This is a genomic window from Pseudophaeobacter arcticus DSM 23566 (assembly GCF_000473205.1).
Lineage (GTDB): Bacteria > Pseudomonadota > Alphaproteobacteria > Rhodobacterales > Rhodobacteraceae > Pseudophaeobacter > Pseudophaeobacter arcticus.
In genome coordinates, this window is record NZ_KI421507.1 from 331,970 (window position 1) to 350,163 (window position 18,194).

An 18,194-nucleotide genomic window follows, 5' to 3' on the forward strand; every position below is an offset into this window, starting at 1 on the left:
CAAACCGCGACAGGTCCAGGCCGTATCTCGGCGTTATCAAACTTCGCGTAGGAGAAATCTTGGCCGAGGGCCATCCGGAAGACAGCAGTGAAAACCGTGCCGTTCCTAAAAATCTGGGCGCCAAGACGGTGATCGAATGGGAGCGCAAAGAGCGGCGTTTTGGTCTGGCAGGGCTCTACGATAAAAAGACTGAGCGCGGAAACCGTGACCGGCGCCTCACCGCAGATGAGCTGATGAATGTGGGGCGGATCGTCAGCAAATACCTCGATGACCAACAGCCATCTCAGACGATGATTTTCGGGGAGGTGAAAGACGCCTTCGACGATGAGAACAAAAAGCGCCGTGGCGAAGGGCAGCCGGAACCTGTTTGCCCCTCTCGCGAAAGGTATGAAGCATTCCCCCGGCGCACCCTATCGCCCTCACGCAGGGTCGCTTGCGTTGCTGTTATATGGGCAGCGCCACAGCAGTGCCATGACGCGCTGCAAACATCATCTATCTGAACTGGACCCGGAAAGAGGCCCGCTGCTCATCAGGTCCTGCCAATGGTATAGTGTCCAAAAATTGAAATCGCGTTGCGTTGCTTCGCATGGTGGGCACATACTGCGATGCAGCAACGCTGAAGTTATCATTTGCGAGTGCGTAGAGGGTACGCCGCGCCCCTGTCTTGGTGTCGGGCAGTTCCATGCCGGTGTCGGTAATGTCAGCCCATTTCAAAGTCTGGATCTCGCCCTGGCGGCAGACGATCATGACGCATCATTATGATCCACCATTCAGCAGCATGTTGCCGTCCGTGGTGTAGCCCAAGTAAGTGCAAAAGACCCTTGACCCTGGCCATTTAGGAGCAGTCAACTGGTCCAGGCAACGGCGGCGGCTCAATGTGGGCTGTGCGTTGTTGTCAGCGAGGCAGGGGGGGACGTTGAAAACACATCCCGTTTCGCAGTGACGATGTCCTTTGACCTCTCTGAAATAATCTGTCGTAAGAGCGGTGACTTTAAAAGATTCAACTGCGCAACCCGGGTAAAGTACATAGTGTATACACGCGTCGGCACGAGGCCTGATGTTGTAAGAGGTAAGTATGACGTCAAAAGATCTGGGTGAAAATAGTGGGACCTTTCAGGAACTTAAGGTGTCGTCGAGGCAACAGAAAAGGTCAGATTCACATCTGAAAGTTGATGTATTTCAAGCAGCGACGCATGAGATTTCTCTGAAAGATCTACCGTTGCTTCAGGAACTGACTGTCGGTGTCTTTTGGCCTCATCGCGACCGGGATCTCGAAATGCTGGTAAAGCTGGGGCAGGGATATCTTGTTTTGGACGAAATTGGACGCCCTTTGAGTTCTGCCATGAAGTTCGAGATGGGACCGGATTTGGCGATGTTGGGCATGATGATCACCGCACCGCGTTTGCAAACTCTGGGTACAGGCCGCTGGCTGTTGCAACAGATCATGCAGGACTGCGGGTCGCGTGATATGCGCCTGAGCGCTACGCGCGCGGGCTATCGTTTGTACAAAAATGCCGGCTTTGAGCCGGTGGCAACGATCCGGCAGCAACAGGGCATCGCGCGGCAGGTTTTGCCTCCGGCTCCACTGCCTCATACGGATGTGCGTGCTATTGACGATGCCGACTGGGTGGCGCTTCTGGAGCTGGACTTAGGGGCCTATGGCGGTGACCGTAAAAATATCCTTCAGGCGCTGCAGGCCAAGTCTGACTGTGTTGTCGCAGAACGCGCAGGGCAGATTGTCGGTTATGCGATGATCCGTAACTTTGGCCGCGGCCAGGTGATTGGGCCTGTGGTGGCAGACAGTGACAGGCTGGCGATACAACTGATCGCCCCGCTGATAGAAAAGCGGTCAGGGGCTTTCCTCCGCATGGATACCCCTGCGGAGGAGGGTGAATTGACTGATTTTCTATCAGAAGCTGGGCTGGGTTTGTATGATACCGTGACGGAAATGTGCTTGGGCAAACAGAGGCGCGCAACATCGGGTGCCGTAGTATATGGATTGGCCGCGCACTCCCTGGGGTAATGCCGACCCCCAGGGTTACGACAGACGGTCTTTGAGACCAAACCACAGACCCACGAGGGGAAGAAACCAGGGTTGGCCTGAATGCGCGGGAATTGTCGGCCAGTTTAACCCGTCCAGAGGTGTTTCTTCCTCTACGCCCATAACTTTATTCGCCAGCTTTTGCCCCAGCAATGTTGAAAACTGCGCCCCATGGCCCGAATACCCCATGCCATAAATCATGCCATCAGCTTCGCCTGCCCGGGGAAAGCGATCCTTGGACATGCCAACAAGACCGCCCCAGCAATAGTCTATTTTGATGTTTGCAGTCTGCGGGAAGATTTGGGTCATAGATTTGCGCAAAATAGCCCCAGATTTTGCATCTGATTGCTGGTTGGTATCCGCCGAGAACCGCGCCCGCCCGCCAAAGATAAGCCGATTATCCGGAGACATGCGAAAGTAGTTCCCGATGTTCAGCGAGGTCACGCAGGTGCGATTGCCCGGCATCAGGCCCGCGACTTCGGCGTTGTCCAGCGGACGGGTGGCGACAATAAAGGAGCCAACGGGGATGATGCGCCTGCGGAAGTACCCCAGGGGCGCATTTTTGACTTGGCCGGAATAGGCCCCGGTGGCGGCGATAACGCGATCTGCGGTCAGGCTGCCGCGCGGTGTTTCAAGCTGCCACCCCTTTGCAGTTTTGGACCGCGCAGTCACCGGAGCCTGTTCCCAAATCGAGGCCCCGTGCCGATGTGCCGCCTGAGCCAAGCCGGAGACATAGCGCCCCATGTGCATCATGGCAGATTTTTCATAAAGGATCGCCCCATGAAAACAGTCGCTGCCAATCTCACCTTTCAATTCAGAACGTTCGAGCCAGCGGGTCTCTGGGTCGACCTCTTTGTTCAGCAGCTCAAAATTCGCTTTCATGCCAGCGACATGAGACGGCTTAGACGCCAGTTTCAGCTTACCGGCGCGGCGAAAGTCGCATTCAATGCCTTCAGCCTTAATCAGATCCTCGATAACGTTGATAGAGTGATCGTAGGCCTGATACAGCGCATGGGCACGTGTCGCGCCCAGATGGGCTTTGGCAGAGGCAAAATCATGGGCTAGGCCATTGTTCAGGTGCCCGCCGTTTCGGCCAGAGGCTCCGGCCCCGACATGTTCTGCCTCCAGGATCGCTACAGACAGGCCTGCCTTGGCAAGGCTATGGGCGGCGCTCAGCCCGGTAAAGCCAGCCCCGATGATGGCCACGTCAAAGTGACCACTCACCGGGGTTGGGCTGTTCGCCTCGAACGGGGCAGCTGTTTCATGCCAATAGGAGGCAAACTGCATTACAGACCAACCACTTTTGCCAGACCGGAAACGTCGGTGATTTCGGTGTAGCCGTAAAATGGGTTTGCCGGCTCGTGACCGCGATTGACCCAGACCTTATTGGTGATCCCCAGATCATGGGCCGTCATCAGATCGTAGCGGAAAGATGACGACACATGCAGGATGTCTTCTGGTCCGCATCCAAGCTGATCAAACATGTACTCAAACGCCCGCATCTGGGGTTTATAGGCCTGCGCGTCTTCGGCTGTGAACACATGCGCGATCGGAGCGCCCAGTTTCTCGATGTTATGCGGGATCTGCACGTTCATCGAGTTGGTCAGCGCCACCAGCGGTATCTCATGTGCCACTTTGGCAAGCCCGGCAGGCACATCGGCATGCGGCCCCCAGGTTGGCACACGGTTGTAAATGTCTTCTGCAATTGCAGGATCAAAGGCCAGGTTGTTTCGTTTGCAGGCACGTTCCAGCGCGTTGTAGACGACCTCGGCGTAGGGCTTCCAGGCCCCCAGGACTTCATCAATGCGATAGGTTGCAAAATCCGTGATGAATTTTGCCAGCGCCTCCGCGGACAGAATTTGGCTGTAGTGATCTGTTGCCGCACCGGCCATGTCAAAATTGATCATGGTGCCGTGGCAGTCAAAGGTGATGAACTTTGGACGGAATGTCATTCGAGGTCTCCAGTGTTTGTCAGGACCATCTTGTCGCGTTCCCAGGCGGGCCGCATGCCGGGTTTGCCAAAACCAAGGCAGGAAATTCTGAAATACAAATGCACAACAGCAGAGCCTGCCATCTGACCGACGATCACAAACGATGAGCGGTGCCGATCCGCTGCAGAATGCCTGTAGATAAGATGACGCCGGAAAATGGAGCAGCAGATGACGAATTTAAACGCCGAAGAACTGCTAGACAGGCTGGTGGGGTATCCCACCGTCGTTGGGCGATCACACCTCGAACTGATACAGTTTATTGCCGATTATCTAAAGAGCTACGGAGCTCAGGTTCATGTTTTAACCGGGCCAGAGGGCGATCGCGCCAATCTGTTTGCCACCATCGGAGATGCCTCTGTTCCTGGGTATATCCTGTCTGGGCACGTAGATGTTGTGCCAGCAGGCGAGCCCGAGTGGAAAGGTGATCCATTCAAAATGCGCCGCGATGGGGACCGCCTGATTGGGCGCGGAACCTGTGACATGAAAGGCTTTGATGCCTCCGTTCTTTCTGCGGTGCCGGATCTGGCGGCGCTGTCGCTGGCTGCCCCGGTTCATATTGCACTGTCCTATGACGAAGAGGCCGGCTGCAAAGGTGTGCCTCATATGATCGCCGAGTTGCCAAGCCTTTGTGCCACACCATTGGGATGTATTGTCGGTGAGCCGACAGGATTGCAGCCCGTGTTGGCCCACAAGGGGAAGGCCGCGCTGAGACTGCGGGCCAAAGGTGTGTCCGGTCACAGCTCGCGCCCAGACCAGGGGCAAAATGCCATTCACGCTTTGCTTCCGGCCCTGAGTGCGGCAGCGGCGCAGGCCGAAGCCTTAAAGACCCAATTGCAGGATGCGCGTTTTGCGCCGCCCTATTCGACCCTTCAGATCGGCGTCGTGCAGGGCGGGCAAGCGGTGAACATCATACCGGATCACGCCGAAGCGCTGATCGAGACGCGGGGCATTGCTGGTGTCGACCCGCAGCAACTTATGGAGCCAATTATTGAGTGTGCAGGATCTTCGCTGGAGATCGACTGGATATCCTCATACCCGGCGCTGGCATTGTCGGCAGAGTCAGACCTGACCCGGCTCACAACCGCGCTATCTGGAAAACCGGCCCTTGGGGCTGTCAGTTTTGGCACCGAGGCGGGGTTGTTTCAGCAGGCTGGAATTCCCGCGATTATTTGCGGACCGGGGGATATCTCACGCGCGCATAAACCAGAAGAGTATCTGACCCGCTCAGAGCTGAACGCGACGCGGGACATGATTTGCAGGCTGGGTCACCACCTCGCAAACTAGCTGTGTAGCATAATCTGCTGCAAACAATCTCTTTGCAGTTTCTTTGCCGCATTCCTCAGCCAGAACGCAGCGCAACGCGCATGTCAAAGCCATTAGGCTGGGTCCAGGCAATCATGGAATTGAAATTATGACGACAACTTTGGACAGGATCCAATTGGTGGATTTCTGCGCAGATCACTTGCCTGCGGCGGTGCGGCTCAGCCAACAGGCTGGATGGCCACATCGCGCACAGGATTGGGCGCTTACGCTTTCGCAATCCGCTGGGGTTGCGGCGCTGCATGAGGGCGAGGTTGTGGGTACAGCGCTTGTCTCGGATTTTGGCGATGTTGCCGCCCTGAATATGATCATTGTCGATGAAGGCCTGCGCGGTCGCCGCCTTGGGCGTCGCCTGATGGATGCAGTCATCGCGCGCGCCGGGGCCCGCGAAATGCGTCTGATTGCGACCCAGGACGGGCTGCCCTTGTATGAAAAGCTGGGTTTCAAAGCGACCGGTGACGTCGCGCAGTTGCAAGGCATGGTTCAGGCGCCTCTCTCCGCCGATGGCGTAAAAACCGATGGATACGATCTGGACCGTATGATTGCGATGGACAGGGCTGCCTCAGGCCTGGAACGCAGCGATCTGTTGAAGCGGATCTCAGAGCAAGGGCAAGTGTTATTTACCGACCAGGGCTTTGCCATTCTGCGCGATTTTGGCCGTGGAAAGGTGCTTGGCCCAATTGTCGCGCAGAACCTGGAAACGGCCCGCAGCTTGTTGGCGGCAGCGGCGCAGTCGGAAAATGGGTCTTTCCTGCGCATTGATACGCCGGTTCCTGAGCTGGGCGCATTTGCGCAGGAGCTTGGTCTGGACCCAGTTGGTGGCGGCATCTGCATGGTGCTTCACCCGCATGACGCCACATTTGGCAAAACTTTTCAGACCTATGGTCTGGTTTCTCAGGCTTTGGGGTAAACAATGAACGATCAACTGCACTCAAACGCGTTACACGAATTGGACCGCCAGCATTTTGTGCATCCGGTCTCGTCCTGGCAGGGGCATGAAGCACGGGGTGTTCGCATCCTGAAAAGCGCAAAAGGGGCCACCGTCACCGATTCTGAGGGTCGCCAGCTGTTGGATGGTTTTGCCGGTCTATGGTGCGTGAACGCTGGCTATGGCCATGAAAGCGTCGTCGAAGCCGCCGCCGAGCAAATGCGCCGACTGCCCTATGCGACGGGGTATTTTGATCTCGGCTCTGAAGCCCCCATAAAATTGGCGGCTGAGCTGGCGGAACGCGCGCCAGGGGATTTGAACCATATTTTCTTTACGCTTGGCGGCTCTGACGCGGTGGATAGTACCATTCGTTTTGTGCGCTACTATTGGCATTCCAAAGGGCAGCCTCACAAAGATCAGTATATCTCGGTCGAACAAGGCTATCACGGCTCCACCTCTGCAGGCGCGGGGCTGACGGCCTTGCCGGCATTTCACGATGGCTTTGGTGTGCCGTTCAATTGGCAGCATAAAATTCCGTCGCATTACCTGTATCGCAACCCGGTCGGGAGCGATCCTGCGACCGTCATTGCCGCATCGGTTGCCGCATTGAAGGCAAAGGTCGCAGAGCTGGGCCAAGATCGTGTCGCCGCCTTTTATGTGGAGCCGATCCAGGGCTCGTCCGGTGTCTTGGTGCCACCCAAAGGCTGGATCAAGGCAATGCGCGACACCTGCGCCGAGCTGGCCATTCTGTTTATCGCGGATGAGGTCATTACCGGATTCGGGCGCACTGGCCCAATGTTTGCCTGCGAAGAAGAAGGCATCGTGCCGGACATGATGACAACGGCAAAGGGGCTGACCTCTGGCTATGCGCCGATGGGGGCCGTGTTCCTGTCGGATCACGTCTACCAAACAATTGCCGAAGGCGCCGGGCCAAAGGCGGTTGGCCACGGGTTTACCTATTCAGCGCATCCGGTCAGTGCAGTTGTGGCGCTGGAAGTTCTGAAGCTTTATGAAGGCGGGTTGTTTGAAAACGGCATCAAGATGGGGGACCGTTTGCAAAAGGGTCTGGCCGGATTGTCAGATCACCCCCTGGTTGGGGATGTGCGGGGCCGGGGGATGTTGGCCGCGATTGAACTGGTCACCGATAAGGAAAAGAAAACCCAAGTGCCCGCCGAGCTCCAGGCCGCGACACGCCTGTTTGACCGCGCCTGGGACAAAGGCCTGATCATTCGCGCCTTCCCTCAGGGGGTGTTTGGATTTGCGCCGCCACTGTGTTGTACCGCTGATGAAATCGACGCCATCGTTGATCGTACCAAACAGGTGCTTGATCTGACCCTGGAAGATCCAGAAATCAGAGCCGTGCTGCGCGGATGACCCTGCTGCTCCAAAGCTTTCCTGCGCGTGCCAAGGTCTGGAGTGAGGTCTTTGCCGCAGCAGGAGAGCCTCTGTTCACGCAGGCTCCTTCGGGGAGGAAGGCCAAAGATGTCACGGTATTGGCCTGCTGGCAGCCGCCACTTGATTTGACGATATACCCAAACCTGGAACTGGTTTTGTCCGTTGGGGCTGGGGTGGATCACATGCCTGCCCTGCCTCAGCATATCATGCTGTGCCGATCTTTGGCGCCGGGGATTGAAACACAGGTGCGCGACTGGGTGACTATGGCCTGTTTGATGATGCACCGTGACATGCCCGCATATGTGCAACAGGCCCGTGTCGGGGAGTGGAGCAGCCTGAATACCGTGGCCAACACCGCGCGCCGGGTTGGCGTGCTGGGCATGGGGCGGATAGGTAAGCTGGTGGCGCAGAGTTTGACCGCTTTGGGCTTCCCGGTTGTTGGCTGGTCGCGCTCGGGGCGGCCGGTTGACGGGGTTGAGGTCTATGGCGCCGAGGCCTTGCCGAGGGTGCTGGCACAGTCTGACATATTGGTTTGTCTTTTGCCTCTGACCCAGGAAACCAAGGGCATTTTGAACGCCAAAACCTTTGCCGCCCTGCCCAAAGGTGCCCATTTGGTTCATGCAGGGCGCGGCGCGCACCTGCATATGGATGATCTGCGGGATGCGTTGGGTAGGGGTGAACTGAAGTCTGCCATGTTGGATGTCACCAATCCCGAGCCACTTGCCAAGGACCATTGGGCCTGGGCTCATCCGCAGGTGATCATCACGCCGCATATCGCGGCGCAGACCGACGCATATGAAGGTGCGCGCCACGCGCTGAACGTGGTCCAAGCCCTGAAACGCGGTGAAACTCCGCCGGGTTTGGTCGATCAGACCAACGGCTATTGAATCAAGCGGGTGGGGAAGGCCTGCAATCAGATGTTCTGCGGGCCTCACCAACTTGGAAGATTCTGCCGCAGGAGGCCCGGATATCAAATAATATGCGCAGGGTTCCTGGCGGATGATGAGTTCAGGAAGTGCTGTGGCAGGGGGTTCTCACACTCTTCTGGTTCCGCCAGGGGAAATGTTCTCACCGTATCGCGATGCAAACCGTCGCTGACCATACGAAGGTTGTCACTCTCCAAGAATGCTTCTTGCCTGTGCGGTTGCGCGGGCCCCACAACAAACAGGGAATGAACATGACCAATAATAAACCAACAAATTGGACCGGTCGCGACGATACAATGGTCGAAAATGCGATCCGGCGTGGCGCCACGCGGCGCGACTTGCTGAAGATGCTGGCCGCTTCGGGGGTTGCCGTCGGCGCAGGATCGTCCTTGCTGATGGGCGCAACACGTGCTGCGGCAGAAACACCGGTCTTTGGAGGCCATTTGAAAGCGGCGGGCTGGTCGTCATCCACCGCCGATACGCTTGATCCGGCCAAGGCCTCTTTGTCCACGGATTACGTGCGGTGCTGCGCGATCTACAACCGGCTGACGTTCTTGGATGAATTTGGTCAGGTTCAAATGGAACTGGCCGACAGCATTGACTCGGCTGATGCAAAAACATGGACGGTTAAGCTGAAATCCGGCGTCACTTTCCATGATGGCAAACCATTTACCTCGGCGGATGTGGTGTTCTCTATGAACCGTCACCTGGATCCGGCGGTTGGGTCCAAGGTCAATTCCATCGCAAAGCAGATGACCGCGTTCAAAGCGATTGATGATCTGACCGTTGAGATCGTTCTTGAAGAATCCAACGCCGACCTGCCAACGATCTTGTCGCTGCACCACTTCATGATTGTGGCGGATGGCACCACTGACTTTTCAAAAGGCAACGGTACCGGTGCCTTTATGATGGAAACCTTTGAACCGGGTGTAAAATCCATTGCGGTGAAGAACCCAAATTACTTTAAAGACGGTCCCTATCTGGACAGTTTTGAGTATTTCGCCATCACCGACAACAACGCGCGTGTAAATGCGGTTCTGTCCGGGGACATTCACATGGGCGCCTCCATCAAGGGTCGGTCGCGCCGCATGTTGGAAGGCCAGGACCACGTGTGGTCATCGGTCACCAGTTCCGGCAATTATACCAACCTGAACATCCGTCTGGACATGGAGCCTGGTGCCAAAGCAGGTTTCATTGAAGGGATGAAGCATCTGATCAATCGCGAAGTGATCGAAAAGTCGGTGCTGCGCGGCATGGCAACTGTAGGGAACGACCAGCCGGTGTCTGCGGCCAACCGCTATCATAATACTGAGCTGGCCCCCAAAGCCTATGATCCGGAGAAGGCAAAGGCACTGTTTGCCAAATCCGGCCTACTGGGAGAAACGGTTCCAATCGTTGCCTCTGATGCGGCAACGGCCTCCGTTGATATGGCAACGGTGGTTCAACAGGCAGGTTCAGAAATCGGCATGAACTTTGACGTTCAGCGGGTGCCGTCTGATGGCTATTGGTCCAAATATTGGCTGAAAGCGCCAATTCATTTTGGCAACATCAACCCACGTCCAACACCTGATATCCTGTTCTCGCTGCTCTACACCTCTGATGCCAAATGGAACGAGAGCCATTTCAAATCAGAGAAATTTGATAGGATGCTGCTCGAAGCACGCGGCGCCCTGAACGAAGATCTCCGCAAGGAAATCTATTGGGACATGCAGGAAATGATTGCGAATGATGCGGGCACGGTTATTCCCGCCTACCTGGCAAACGTGGATGCATTGTCCACCTCTGTGAAAGGCCTGCGGTCAAATCCATTGGGCGGTCAAATGGGATATGCATTTGCCGAGTACGTCTGGCTCGACGCCTGACAGACCCAAGTTTGATTTTTCCCTGCGCTGGTTTCGCCTGCGCAGGGAACTCGCATTTTCAAGACCCAGATCCGGAGAGCCCGCGTTGCATAGATCGTTTCAAACCTGGATGCTTGTCGCACAGCGACTTGGAATCGCATTGATCACGTTAGTCATTGTGTCTTTTGCGGTTTTTTTCGCCACCGAACTTTTGCCCGGAGATGTCGCCGAGATCCTTTTGGGGCAGGCGGCAACACCCGAGGCCGTTGCCGGGTTGCGTGATGCTATGGGGTTGAACGAGCCAGCACTATCGAGGTTCCTGTCATGGCTGGGGGGGCTCGCCACCGGGGACATGGGGCGCTCGTATGTCAACGACATCAGCGTTTCCGATTTGATTGGACGCCGGCTATCCAACTCCTTGCGCCTGGCAGGGGTTGTCACCGTGATCTGCGTCCCCTTTGCCCTGACCTGCGGTATCGCTGCAGCCATGTGGCAGGATTCCCTGTTGGATCGGCTTGTTTCGATCCTGACGATTTCAGTGATTTCCGTTCCAGAGTTTATGGTCGCCACATTGGCGGTTCTGGTGTTCGCGGTTTGGCTGGATTGGCTGCCGGCCCTGAGCTACGGGGCGGATGCCAGCAATTTTGGCGCACTGCTCAAAGCCTATGCGATGCCCGTCATCACTTTGACCTGCGTTGTTTCGGCGCAGATGATCCGCATGACCCGCGCCGCAGTGATTGAGACAATCAAGACACCCTATGTCGAAATGGCGCTTCTAAAAGGGGCCAGCCGTCGGCGCATGGTTTTACATCATGCTTTGCCCAATGCGCTGGGCCCCATCGCAAACGCGGTGGCTTTGTCGCTGTCCTATCTCGTCGGTGGTGTGATCATCGTCGAAACCGTTTTTAACTATCCGGGGGTGGCCAAACTGATGGTGGATGCCGTTGCAACGCGTGACTTACCGCTCATCCAGTCCTGCGCGATGGTGTTCTGTGTGAGCTATCTTTCTTTGATCACCTTGGCTGATGTGATCGCCACTCTGTCCAACCCAAGGCTGCGGAAATGATGCAAGATCCTCAAACCTCCGAACGCAAGTTCTCGATCACAGGTTATGGCTATTCCTTTAATATGGCGGGAAGAATTGGCCTGGCCATCATCCTGTTCTGGGCTGTGATCGCGCTGATTGCACCCTGGATCACCCCCTATCCTGCGGGCAAGATTGTGGATTGGGACTACTTTGGCCCAATCAGCGAAAGCTATTGGATGGGTACGGACTACCTGGGGCGGGATATCTTGAGTCGGGTCTTGATGGGGGCCAGATATACCGTTGGTATTTCCCTGGCCGGGGTCACCTTGGCCTGTGCCGGTGGCATCGTTCTGGGCATGGTTGCGGCGGTGATTGGCGGGTGGTTTGATACGATCCTGTCGCGGCTGCTGGATGCGTTCAACGGCATCCCCTCTTTGTTGTTTGGCCTGGTGGTTGTTGCGGCAGTTGGGTCATCCATCCCTGTGCTGGTTCTGACGCTGGCGGCAATCTATTTGCCCGGTAGTTACCGTTTTGCGCGGGCTTTGGCCGTGAATGTGAACACGATGGATTTTGTCACAGTGGCACGTGCCCGCGGCGAGCAAACCGGGTATCTTATTCGCACCGAGATCTTCCCCAACATCCTGGGGCCTGTGCTGGCTGATCTTGGTCTGCGCTTTGTCTTTATCGTTTTGGTTTTGTCGGGACTGTCATTCCTTGGCATTGGTGTGCAACCCCCCCATGCTGACTGGGGCGGGTTGGTTCGTGAAAACATCGAAGGGCTTAGCCTTGGGGCGCCTGCGGTGATCTTCCCCTGTATCGCAATCGCCTCCCTGACCATTTCGGTGAATATGTTCATCGACAACCTCCCACAAAAAATCCGCGACAGGAGCAACTGATGACCCAACCCCTTGTGTCTGTTCGAGATCTTGTGATCGGCGCGGTGACGGATTCTGGCCGCGAGGTCGAGATCATTCGGCATGTCAATTTTGATATCCAACCGGGTGAGATTGTTGCGCTGATTGGCGAAAGCGGGTCGGGCAAAACAACAATCGCCCTATCGCTTATGGGCCATTGTCGCCCGGGCTGTTCCATCAATGGCGGCTCTATCCGGTTGGGCGCGCATGATGTGACCAAGATGACGGAGACCAAACGCGCCAAGCTGCGCGGGACAGAAGTCTCGTATATTCCTCAATCCGCCGCCGCGGCCTTTAACCCGTCGCAACGGATCATGGATCAGGTCATTGAAATTACCGAAATCCATAAATTGATGCCGCGTTCTGAAGCCGAAGCCAAGGCGGTTGAGCTGTTCCGCGCGCTGGCGCTTCCTGATCCAGACAACATTGGGCAACGCTACCCCCACCAGGTATCAGGGGGGCAGTTGCAGCGATTGTCGGCGGCCATGGCCCTGATCGGTGACCCCCAGCTTGTGATCTTTGACGAACCAACCACGGCGCTTGATGTCACGACGCAGATTGAGGTTCTCAGGGCGTTTCGCGCGGTGATGCAGGGCAGTGGCATGGCCGGCGTCTATGTCAGCCATGATTTGGCTGTGGTGGCACAGGTCGCGGATCGCATCATTGTTCTGAAGGCAGGACAAATTCAAGAAGTCGGGATGACGCGAGATATCTTGGACGCCCCCCAACATCCCTATACCCAAGAATTGTTGTCAGCCTTCAAACCGGTGCCTTTTGCCTCGGTCAAATCTGCCGTCGCCAAAGCTGAAGCTCCCATTCTTGAGGTGAACAATCTGTCTGCGGGGTATGGTCCTACGCGCTCGGGCGAAGCAGAGTTCAAGGTTCTGGATAACATCAACTTTCGAATGGAGCGGGGCACCAACCTGGGGGTCATCGGGGAAAGCGGGTCGGGCAAGTCCACGCTTGCGCGGGCCGTTGCCGGGATTTTGCCCCGCTACAAAGGTGATGTCTTTTCCCAAGGGGAGGCCCTTTCGCCAGATCTGAATGACCGCTCCAAGGATCAACTACGGCGGCTTCAAATTGTGTTCCAATTGGCGGACACGGCTTTGAATCCATCCCAACCGATTGAATCAATTTTGGCCCGGCCGCTGAAGTTCTATCACGGCATGAATGGGAAGGTGCGTGAACGGCGTGTGATTGAATTGTTGGATATGGTGCAGCTCCCAGCGGCTATGCGGCATCGGCTGCCTGGGGAGCTTTCGGGCGGACAAAAACAACGTGTGAATTTCGCACGAGCTCTTGCAGCGGAACCGGACCTGATCCTTTGCGATGAAATTACATCGGCTTTGGACACGGTTGTGGCAGCGGCCATGCTTGACTTGCTAAAGGATCTGCAGCGGGATCTGGGGCTCAGCTATATGTTTATCAGCCATGATCTGTCGACGGTCGAAGCGATCTGCGATGATGTTCTTGTCATGCTGAAGGGAAAACTTGTCGAATCCCTGCCTGCTGCCCACATGAGCGAAAGCGCGGAACATCCCTATTCACGGCTTTTGATTTCATCGGTACCAAAGCTGGACCCAGACTGGTTGGCCAACCTCGAAGACGACCCGGAGCTCTCCAAAGCAATGCAGGGGCGTTAACCCTGGTCGTGAACCCGATCACCAAACAGACGCCCTAGTGGAAGATGGTTTTTCACAAAGGGCGTCTTGATCACGACAAAACTAAAATATTTGTCGATGCCAATATTCCTGTCGATCAGGGCTTCTACAATGTTCTGATAGTCCGAGATGCCGGCGGTTACAAATTTCGCAAGATAGTCGTAACCACCAGACACCAAGTGACATTCAGTGCAGCTGTCGATCTTTTCCAGGGCTTCTTGAAAGCGGGCAAAGTCGATCTGGCGGTGGTTCTTTAGGGTGAATTCCGTAAAGACCGTCAGCGTCTCACCCAGTTTTGAGACATCAATCAAAGCGGTATACCCTGAGATATATCCAGCCTTCTGAAGTTTCTTCACCCGCATCAGGCAGGGGGACGGCGACAGGTTTACAATTTCAGACAGCTCAACATTGGTAATTCGCCCATTTTGTTGCAGAGCAGCCAGTATGTTCACATCGATGCGGTCGAGTTTGTAGGTATGTGTCATTCAAAGTTCCATGTGAATGGCTGCGCGTTCTTCATAAGATCATACTCTTTGTTGGCAATGTAGCCATTCGCTCGGTTGCTGTTTAACAGAATATGCTGAATTTCCATCCAATCCAGTAGCTCGCTGCCTTTGTTTCAAGTTACTTCCTAAGAAAAGATTTGGGAATTTTTTGATGACTGCTCCGCTCTTGCACATTTCTTCCGCAACCGATTGTCCGCAGCAAGCGGATACCGTTGTTATCGGCGGCGGTATCGTTGGGGTCAGCACCGCCTATTGGCTGGCGCGGGCTGGGCAAAAGGTTGTGCTGCTGGAAAAGGGACGTATCGGCGCCGAACAATCCAGCCGAAACTGGGGCTGGTGCCGACAGCAAAACCGGGATGCCCGTGAATTGCCATTGTCGCGTGTGAGCCTGTCTTTGTGGGAAGAGATGATGCAGGATTGCGGCGCTGAAATTGGCTTTCGCCGCTGTGGTTTGATCTATCTGTCCAACGATGAGGCCGAAATCGAAGGCTGGGCCCGGTGGGGACGTTTTGCCCGTGGCGAGGGTGTTGATACCCGGATGCTGACCGCCACAGAAGCAGCCGAACACGGGGCAGCCACTGGGCAGGCATGGAAGGGCGGTGTCTGGTCTCCGACCGATGGCATTGCGAACCCTGCCGCTGCTGCGCCGATGATTGCGCAGGGCATCGAGAAGCATGGTGGGATTGTCCTGCAGGGATGTGCGGCGCGCGGAGTTGAAACCAGCGGTGGGGCGGTCAGCGCCGTTGTGACCGAAAAGGGGGGGATCCAGACCAAGCAGGTTGTCCTTTCTGGCGGCGCCTGGGCCGGCAGTTTCCTGCATCAGCTGGGTGTTTTCTTCCCGCAGTCCTCGGTGCGCAGTTCGATCCTTTCGGTGGCCCCTGGGGCGCAGGGGATTCCGGATGCGGTGCATACCAAAGAGGTCTCTGTTACCCGGCGCGGCGATGGTGGCTATACGCTGGCCATTTCGGGCCTGGCAAAGGTGGACCCAACCCCGCGTATGCTGCGTGGGTCCAAACACTTCCTGCCGATGTTCCTGCGGCGCTGGCGCTCTTTGGCCCCTGGTGGGGCGCAGGCCTGGCGGTCCGGTTTTGACGGTTTGAAAAAGTGGAAGCTGGATCAACCTACGCCGATGGAGCAGATGCGTATATTGGACCCGCGCCCGGATGCGGGCACGATTGCAAAAACCCTGGCCTGTGGACGTCAGCTGTTTCCGGCTTTGCAAAAGGTGCCTCTGCAGGCCTCTTGGGCCAGCTATATCGACAGCACGCCAGACGGTGTACCTGTCATTGACAGTGACATCGGAGTACCGGGTCTGGCGCTGGCAGCTGGCTTGTCCGGGCATGGGTTTGGTATTGGCCCCGGTGTCGGCCACCTGATGGCGGATATGCTGTTGGGGCGGGCGCCAGTTACTGAAACCGCACAATACAAACTGTCCCGTTTTACACAGAGCCAATGGGGCAAAGTATCTGATTTCTGAAATCATGGGCTGAATCTTGCGATGTCAAAGGGCGCCAGCGGTGTGGCACATGCCCCCGTTGTGATAAGTTCCGCCATGGCGTCACCCACGCCAGGCCCAAGCTGGAAGCCATGTCCGCAAAAGCCAAAGGCATGAAAAAGGCCTTCGGTGGTGCCTGAAGGTCCCATCACCGGCAACATGTCTTGCACATAGCCCTCGACGCCAGACCATTGTCGAATAACTGTTGCCTGCCGAAGGGCGGGCGCCAGTTTAACAACCTCTTGTAACTGGTTTGACAGGTTGTGCGGATCAACCTTGGCAAATCCGTCTGCACCAACCTGAGTGCGCGCAACAGCGCCGCCAAAGACCACATTGCCGCGTTCGACTTGGCGCAAATAGGCCCCGTGTTGTTTTGACCAAACCCCAACGACAGGCAAAATGCGATGGGGCAGGGGCTCGGTGACACCCATTTGTGGCCCTGCCAAAGTGATTGGAACCTCTTCACCAAAGTGGCGCGCGATGTCAGGCCCCCATGCTCCGGCGCAATTCAAAAGCGTATCGGCGGAAAATGTTCCAACCGAGGTGACCACTTCAAAGCCGCTGGTCGTTTTGTTCATGTCAGAAACATGGGCCTGCTCGTGAATGGTCGCGCCACCGCGCAGAGCAGCCATTGCAAAGGCGGGGGCGATGAGGCGCGGGTTGGCAGATCCATCCTCCGGTGAGAAAGACGCCGCAATTGCACCTGGGCCCAAGCCCGGGAACCGTTTGCGAATGTCCCTTGGCTCCAGAACCTCTAGCTCAAGCCCCCAATCCAGCGCCTCTTTGCGAAATTGCTGCATCATACCCAGGCCATCGTGGTCAAAGATAAGCCGCAAATGCCCGGTTGCCCGGAACTCGACATCTGTACCAAGCCAGTTTTCCAGCCTTGGCCAAAGCCCCAGTGAGCGATTGGCCAAGGGCATTTGCGGCAGGTAACGCCCTGACCGTCTGATATTCCCAAAAGAGGCCACCGTCGCACCGGCGCCAACGCAGCCGCGTTCAATCAGTGTCACGCGGACCCCGCGCCTGGTTAGAAAATACGCCGTGGCGGTTCCCATAAGACCGCCACCCAAGATCATCACATGCACAGCACAATACCCCCTGTCACTATCAAAGAGCGAACTATCACTTGCGTCAAAGACGGCTTTCTGCGACATCCATAAGGATAGCCTATGGAGTTATGATGCGCGCGCGCCAACTGGAAGTGTTTACAGCTGTCATGCGGATTGGCACGGTGACTGGTGCCGCCCGTATGCTGAATATTTCGCAACCGGCCCTCAGCCAGGTCTTGCGTCACACCGAAGACGAGCTTGGCTTTCTGCTCTTTAGTCGCGAAAAGGGCCGTCTTCATCCCACACCCGAGGCGCTAGAGCTTTATCCCGATGCCGAACGCCTCTTTGCGGGTCTCGAAGGTCTGCGCCGCAAATCGACAGATCTGCGAAAGGGCCGGTCGGGACTCGTCCGTATCGCCGCTTCGGCACCGCCGTCGATGTCAGTTTTACCCAATGCGCTCAGCATGTTGAGGCAAAAACACCCAAATATTCAATTGCGGGTACATGTGGCCCCAATCAACACTTTGATAACTATGTTGCGGACAGGGGACGCGACCCTGGCCCTGGCGCTAGATGATCAAATGCCGCCAGACATATGTGCAGAAGTTATTGATATGACATCCTTTTGCTGCCTGATGTCGGCGCAGTCTGACCTGGTCAGCGCCTCCGAAGTCAGTTTTGATATGTTGGCGGATCGCACGGTCATTTCATACCGGACGCAAACCCGCCCCAGAGATGAATTGCAACAGGCGGCTCAGGTGCAGGGGCTAGGCTTTCAACCCGATTTGGAAATCGATTCCTCAATTACAGCGGTCGGGTTTGTTCAGGCGGGGTTAGGCGTGGCGCTGGTGGATGCGCTGCTGCCCTGGCATCAATTCCAGGGGGTAGAGGTGCGCCCTTTGGCAAACAGTCCAAAATTGCCCCTATCTCTATTGACGCTAAAGGACAGACCGCTTTCCCAGGCCGATCAGATCATGTCCGCTGAGCTACGGGCGATCTGTGAATTAGGCAATTCCGAACGAACATAAGTCTGGCTTATGGTTTTCCGCAGTAAGCGTCTTGGACGATCTCCGCTCAATCTGTTCCCTTTGCGGCAA

At 56.2% G+C, this 18,194-nt stretch carries 16 protein-coding genes; 12 read left to right on the forward strand and 4 right to left on the reverse strand.

Annotation, left to right across the window (positions count from 1 at the left end; translation table 11 throughout):
* Positions 1 to 59 precede the first annotated feature (59 nt).
* The gene (locus tag ARCT_RS0105670) at positions 60 to 500 is read left to right on the forward strand and encodes a hypothetical protein (protein ID WP_027239193.1); all 441 of its coding nucleotides are present in this window, start codon (positions 60 to 62) and stop codon (positions 498 to 500) included.
* A 575-nt stretch (positions 501 to 1,075) separates the two neighbouring features.
* Positions 1,076 to 2,023: a GNAT family N-acetyltransferase gene (locus ARCT_RS0105680; RefSeq protein ID WP_051360559.1), complete on the forward strand. Its 948-nt coding sequence runs from the start codon at positions 1,076 to 1,078 to the stop codon at positions 2,021 to 2,023.
* A gap of 15 nt (positions 2,024 to 2,038) precedes the next feature.
* On the opposite strand, the gene ARCT_RS0105685 is transcribed toward ARCT_RS0105680, so the two are convergent.
* Both ARCT_RS0105685 and ARCT_RS0105690 read right to left on the reverse strand, forming a co-directional pair.
* A complete protein-coding gene (locus ARCT_RS0105685) occupies positions 2,039 to 3,328 on the reverse strand; it encodes an NAD(P)/FAD-dependent oxidoreductase (protein WP_027239196.1) in 1,290 nt (429 codons plus the stop codon).
* Entirely contained in the window at positions 3,328 to 3,993 is a 666-nt protein-coding gene (locus ARCT_RS0105690; RefSeq protein WP_027239197.1) for a haloacid dehalogenase type II, read from the reverse strand. The genes ARCT_RS0105685 and ARCT_RS0105690 overlap by 1 nt, the downstream gene beginning before the upstream one ends.
* 207 nt (positions 3,994 to 4,200) lie before the next feature.
* Between ARCT_RS0105690 and argE the strand changes: the two genes are divergently transcribed.
* The 8 genes from argE to ARCT_RS0105735 all read left to right on the forward strand — a co-directional run bounded on the left by argE (position 4,201) and on the right by ARCT_RS0105735 (position 14,026).
* Positions 4,201 to 5,316 (forward strand): acetylornithine deacetylase, encoded by a 1,116-nt coding sequence (gene argE, locus ARCT_RS0105700; protein WP_036785514.1) that lies wholly within the window; start codon positions 4,201 to 4,203, stop codon positions 5,314 to 5,316.
* 127 nt (positions 5,317 to 5,443) lie between these two features.
* Positions 5,444 to 6,262 carry a GNAT family N-acetyltransferase gene (locus ARCT_RS0105705; protein WP_027239199.1) on the forward strand — a complete coding sequence of 273 codons (819 nt, stop codon included), beginning with the start codon at positions 5,444 to 5,446 and terminating at the stop codon, positions 6,260 to 6,262.
* Positions 6,263 to 6,265: 3 nt separating this feature from the next.
* The gene (locus ARCT_RS0105710; protein ID WP_240476258.1) at positions 6,266 to 7,654 is read left to right on the forward strand and encodes an aspartate aminotransferase family protein; all 1,389 of its coding nucleotides are present in this window, start codon (positions 6,266 to 6,268) and stop codon (positions 7,652 to 7,654) included.
* A complete protein-coding gene (locus ARCT_RS0105715) occupies positions 7,651 to 8,562 on the forward strand; it encodes a 2-hydroxyacid dehydrogenase (RefSeq protein WP_027239201.1) in 912 nt (303 codons plus the stop codon). Before ARCT_RS0105710 ends, ARCT_RS0105715 begins: the two co-directional genes overlap by 4 nt.
* Positions 8,563 to 8,852: 290 nt before the next feature.
* A complete protein-coding gene (locus tag ARCT_RS0105720) occupies positions 8,853 to 10,463 on the forward strand; it encodes an ABC transporter substrate-binding protein (RefSeq protein WP_027239202.1) in 1,611 nt (536 codons plus the stop codon).
* Between the two features lie 109 nt (positions 10,464 to 10,572).
* Positions 10,573 to 11,508, forward strand: coding sequence for an ABC transporter permease (locus ARCT_RS0105725; RefSeq protein ID WP_036784490.1), 936 nt, complete (start codon positions 10,573 to 10,575; stop codon positions 11,506 to 11,508).
* Positions 11,505 to 12,365 (forward strand): ABC transporter permease, encoded by an 861-nt coding sequence (locus ARCT_RS0105730; RefSeq protein WP_027239204.1) that lies wholly within the window; start codon positions 11,505 to 11,507, stop codon positions 12,363 to 12,365. Before ARCT_RS0105725 ends, ARCT_RS0105730 begins: the two co-directional genes overlap by 4 nt.
* Positions 12,365 to 14,026, forward strand: a complete 1,662-nt coding sequence (locus ARCT_RS0105735) for an ABC transporter ATP-binding protein (RefSeq protein ID WP_027239205.1) — start codon at positions 12,365 to 12,367, stop codon at positions 14,024 to 14,026. Before ARCT_RS0105730 ends, ARCT_RS0105735 begins: the two co-directional genes overlap by 1 nt.
* Here ARCT_RS0105735 and ARCT_RS0105740 read toward each other — a convergent pair.
* Positions 14,023 to 14,529: an Lrp/AsnC family transcriptional regulator gene (locus ARCT_RS0105740; RefSeq protein ID WP_027239206.1), complete on the reverse strand. Its 507-nt coding sequence runs from the start codon at positions 14,527 to 14,529 to the stop codon at positions 14,023 to 14,025. The genes ARCT_RS0105735 and ARCT_RS0105740 overlap by 4 nt on opposite strands.
* A gap of 172 nt (positions 14,530 to 14,701) precedes the next feature.
* On the opposite strand from ARCT_RS0105740, the gene ARCT_RS0105750 reads away from it, so the two are divergent.
* Positions 14,702 to 16,027 carry an NAD(P)/FAD-dependent oxidoreductase gene (locus ARCT_RS0105750; RefSeq protein ID WP_027239207.1) on the forward strand — a complete coding sequence of 442 codons (1,326 nt, stop codon included), beginning with the start codon at positions 14,702 to 14,704 and terminating at the stop codon, positions 16,025 to 16,027.
* 2 nt (positions 16,028 to 16,029) lie between these two features.
* On the opposite strand, the gene ARCT_RS0105755 is transcribed toward ARCT_RS0105750, so the two are convergent.
* Positions 16,030 to 17,124: an NAD(P)/FAD-dependent oxidoreductase gene (locus tag ARCT_RS0105755; protein ID WP_240476262.1), complete on the reverse strand. Its 1,095-nt coding sequence runs from the start codon at positions 17,122 to 17,124 to the stop codon at positions 16,030 to 16,032.
* A 104-nt stretch (positions 17,125 to 17,228) separates the two neighbouring features.
* Between ARCT_RS0105755 and ARCT_RS0105760 the strand changes: the two genes are divergently transcribed.
* The gene (locus ARCT_RS0105760) at positions 17,229 to 18,125 is read left to right on the forward strand and encodes a LysR family transcriptional regulator (RefSeq protein WP_027239209.1); all 897 of its coding nucleotides are present in this window, start codon (positions 17,229 to 17,231) and stop codon (positions 18,123 to 18,125) included.
* Positions 18,126 to 18,194 lie beyond the last annotated feature (69 nt).

Excerpts from the sequence above, each read along its gene's own strand:
- ARCT_RS0105680 (WP_051360559.1), top strand. The coding sequence starts at position 1,076 with ATGACGTCAAAAGATCTGGGTGAAAATAGTGGGACCTTTCAGGAACTT.
- ARCT_RS0105750 (WP_027239207.1), top strand. The coding sequence starts at position 14,702 with ATGACTGCTCCGCTCTTGCACATTTCTTCCGCAACCGATTGTCCGCAG.
- ARCT_RS0105685 (WP_027239196.1), bottom strand. The coding sequence starts at position 3,328 with ATGCAGTTTGCCTCCTATTGGCATGAAACAGCTGCCCCGTTCGAGGCG.
- ARCT_RS0105705 (WP_027239199.1), top strand. The coding sequence starts at position 5,444 with ATGACGACAACTTTGGACAGGATCCAATTGGTGGATTTCTGCGCAGAT.
- ARCT_RS0105690 (WP_027239197.1), bottom strand. The coding sequence starts at position 3,993 with ATGACATTCCGTCCAAAGTTCATCACCTTTGACTGCCACGGCACCATG.
- ARCT_RS0105710 (WP_240476258.1), top strand. The coding sequence starts at position 6,266 with ATGAACGATCAACTGCACTCAAACGCGTTACACGAATTGGACCGCCAG.
- ARCT_RS0105730 (WP_027239204.1), top strand. The coding sequence starts at position 11,505 with ATGATGCAAGATCCTCAAACCTCCGAACGCAAGTTCTCGATCACAGGT.
- ARCT_RS0105755 (WP_240476262.1), bottom strand. The coding sequence starts at position 17,124 with ATGATCTTGGGTGGCGGTCTTATGGGAACCGCCACGGCGTATTTTCTA.
- ARCT_RS0105715 (WP_027239201.1), top strand. The coding sequence starts at position 7,651 with ATGACCCTGCTGCTCCAAAGCTTTCCTGCGCGTGCCAAGGTCTGGAGT.
- ARCT_RS0105735 (WP_027239205.1), top strand. The coding sequence starts at position 12,365 with ATGACCCAACCCCTTGTGTCTGTTCGAGATCTTGTGATCGGCGCGGTG.
- argE (WP_036785514.1), top strand. The coding sequence starts at position 4,201 with ATGACGAATTTAAACGCCGAAGAACTGCTAGACAGGCTGGTGGGGTAT.
- ARCT_RS0105725 (WP_036784490.1), top strand. The coding sequence starts at position 10,573 with ATGCTTGTCGCACAGCGACTTGGAATCGCATTGATCACGTTAGTCATT.
- ARCT_RS0105740 (WP_027239206.1), bottom strand. The coding sequence starts at position 14,529 with ATGACACATACCTACAAACTCGACCGCATCGATGTGAACATACTGGCT.
- ARCT_RS0105720 (WP_027239202.1), top strand. The coding sequence starts at position 8,853 with ATGACCAATAATAAACCAACAAATTGGACCGGTCGCGACGATACAATG.
- ARCT_RS0105760 (WP_027239209.1), top strand. The coding sequence starts at position 17,229 with ATGCGCGCGCGCCAACTGGAAGTGTTTACAGCTGTCATGCGGATTGGC.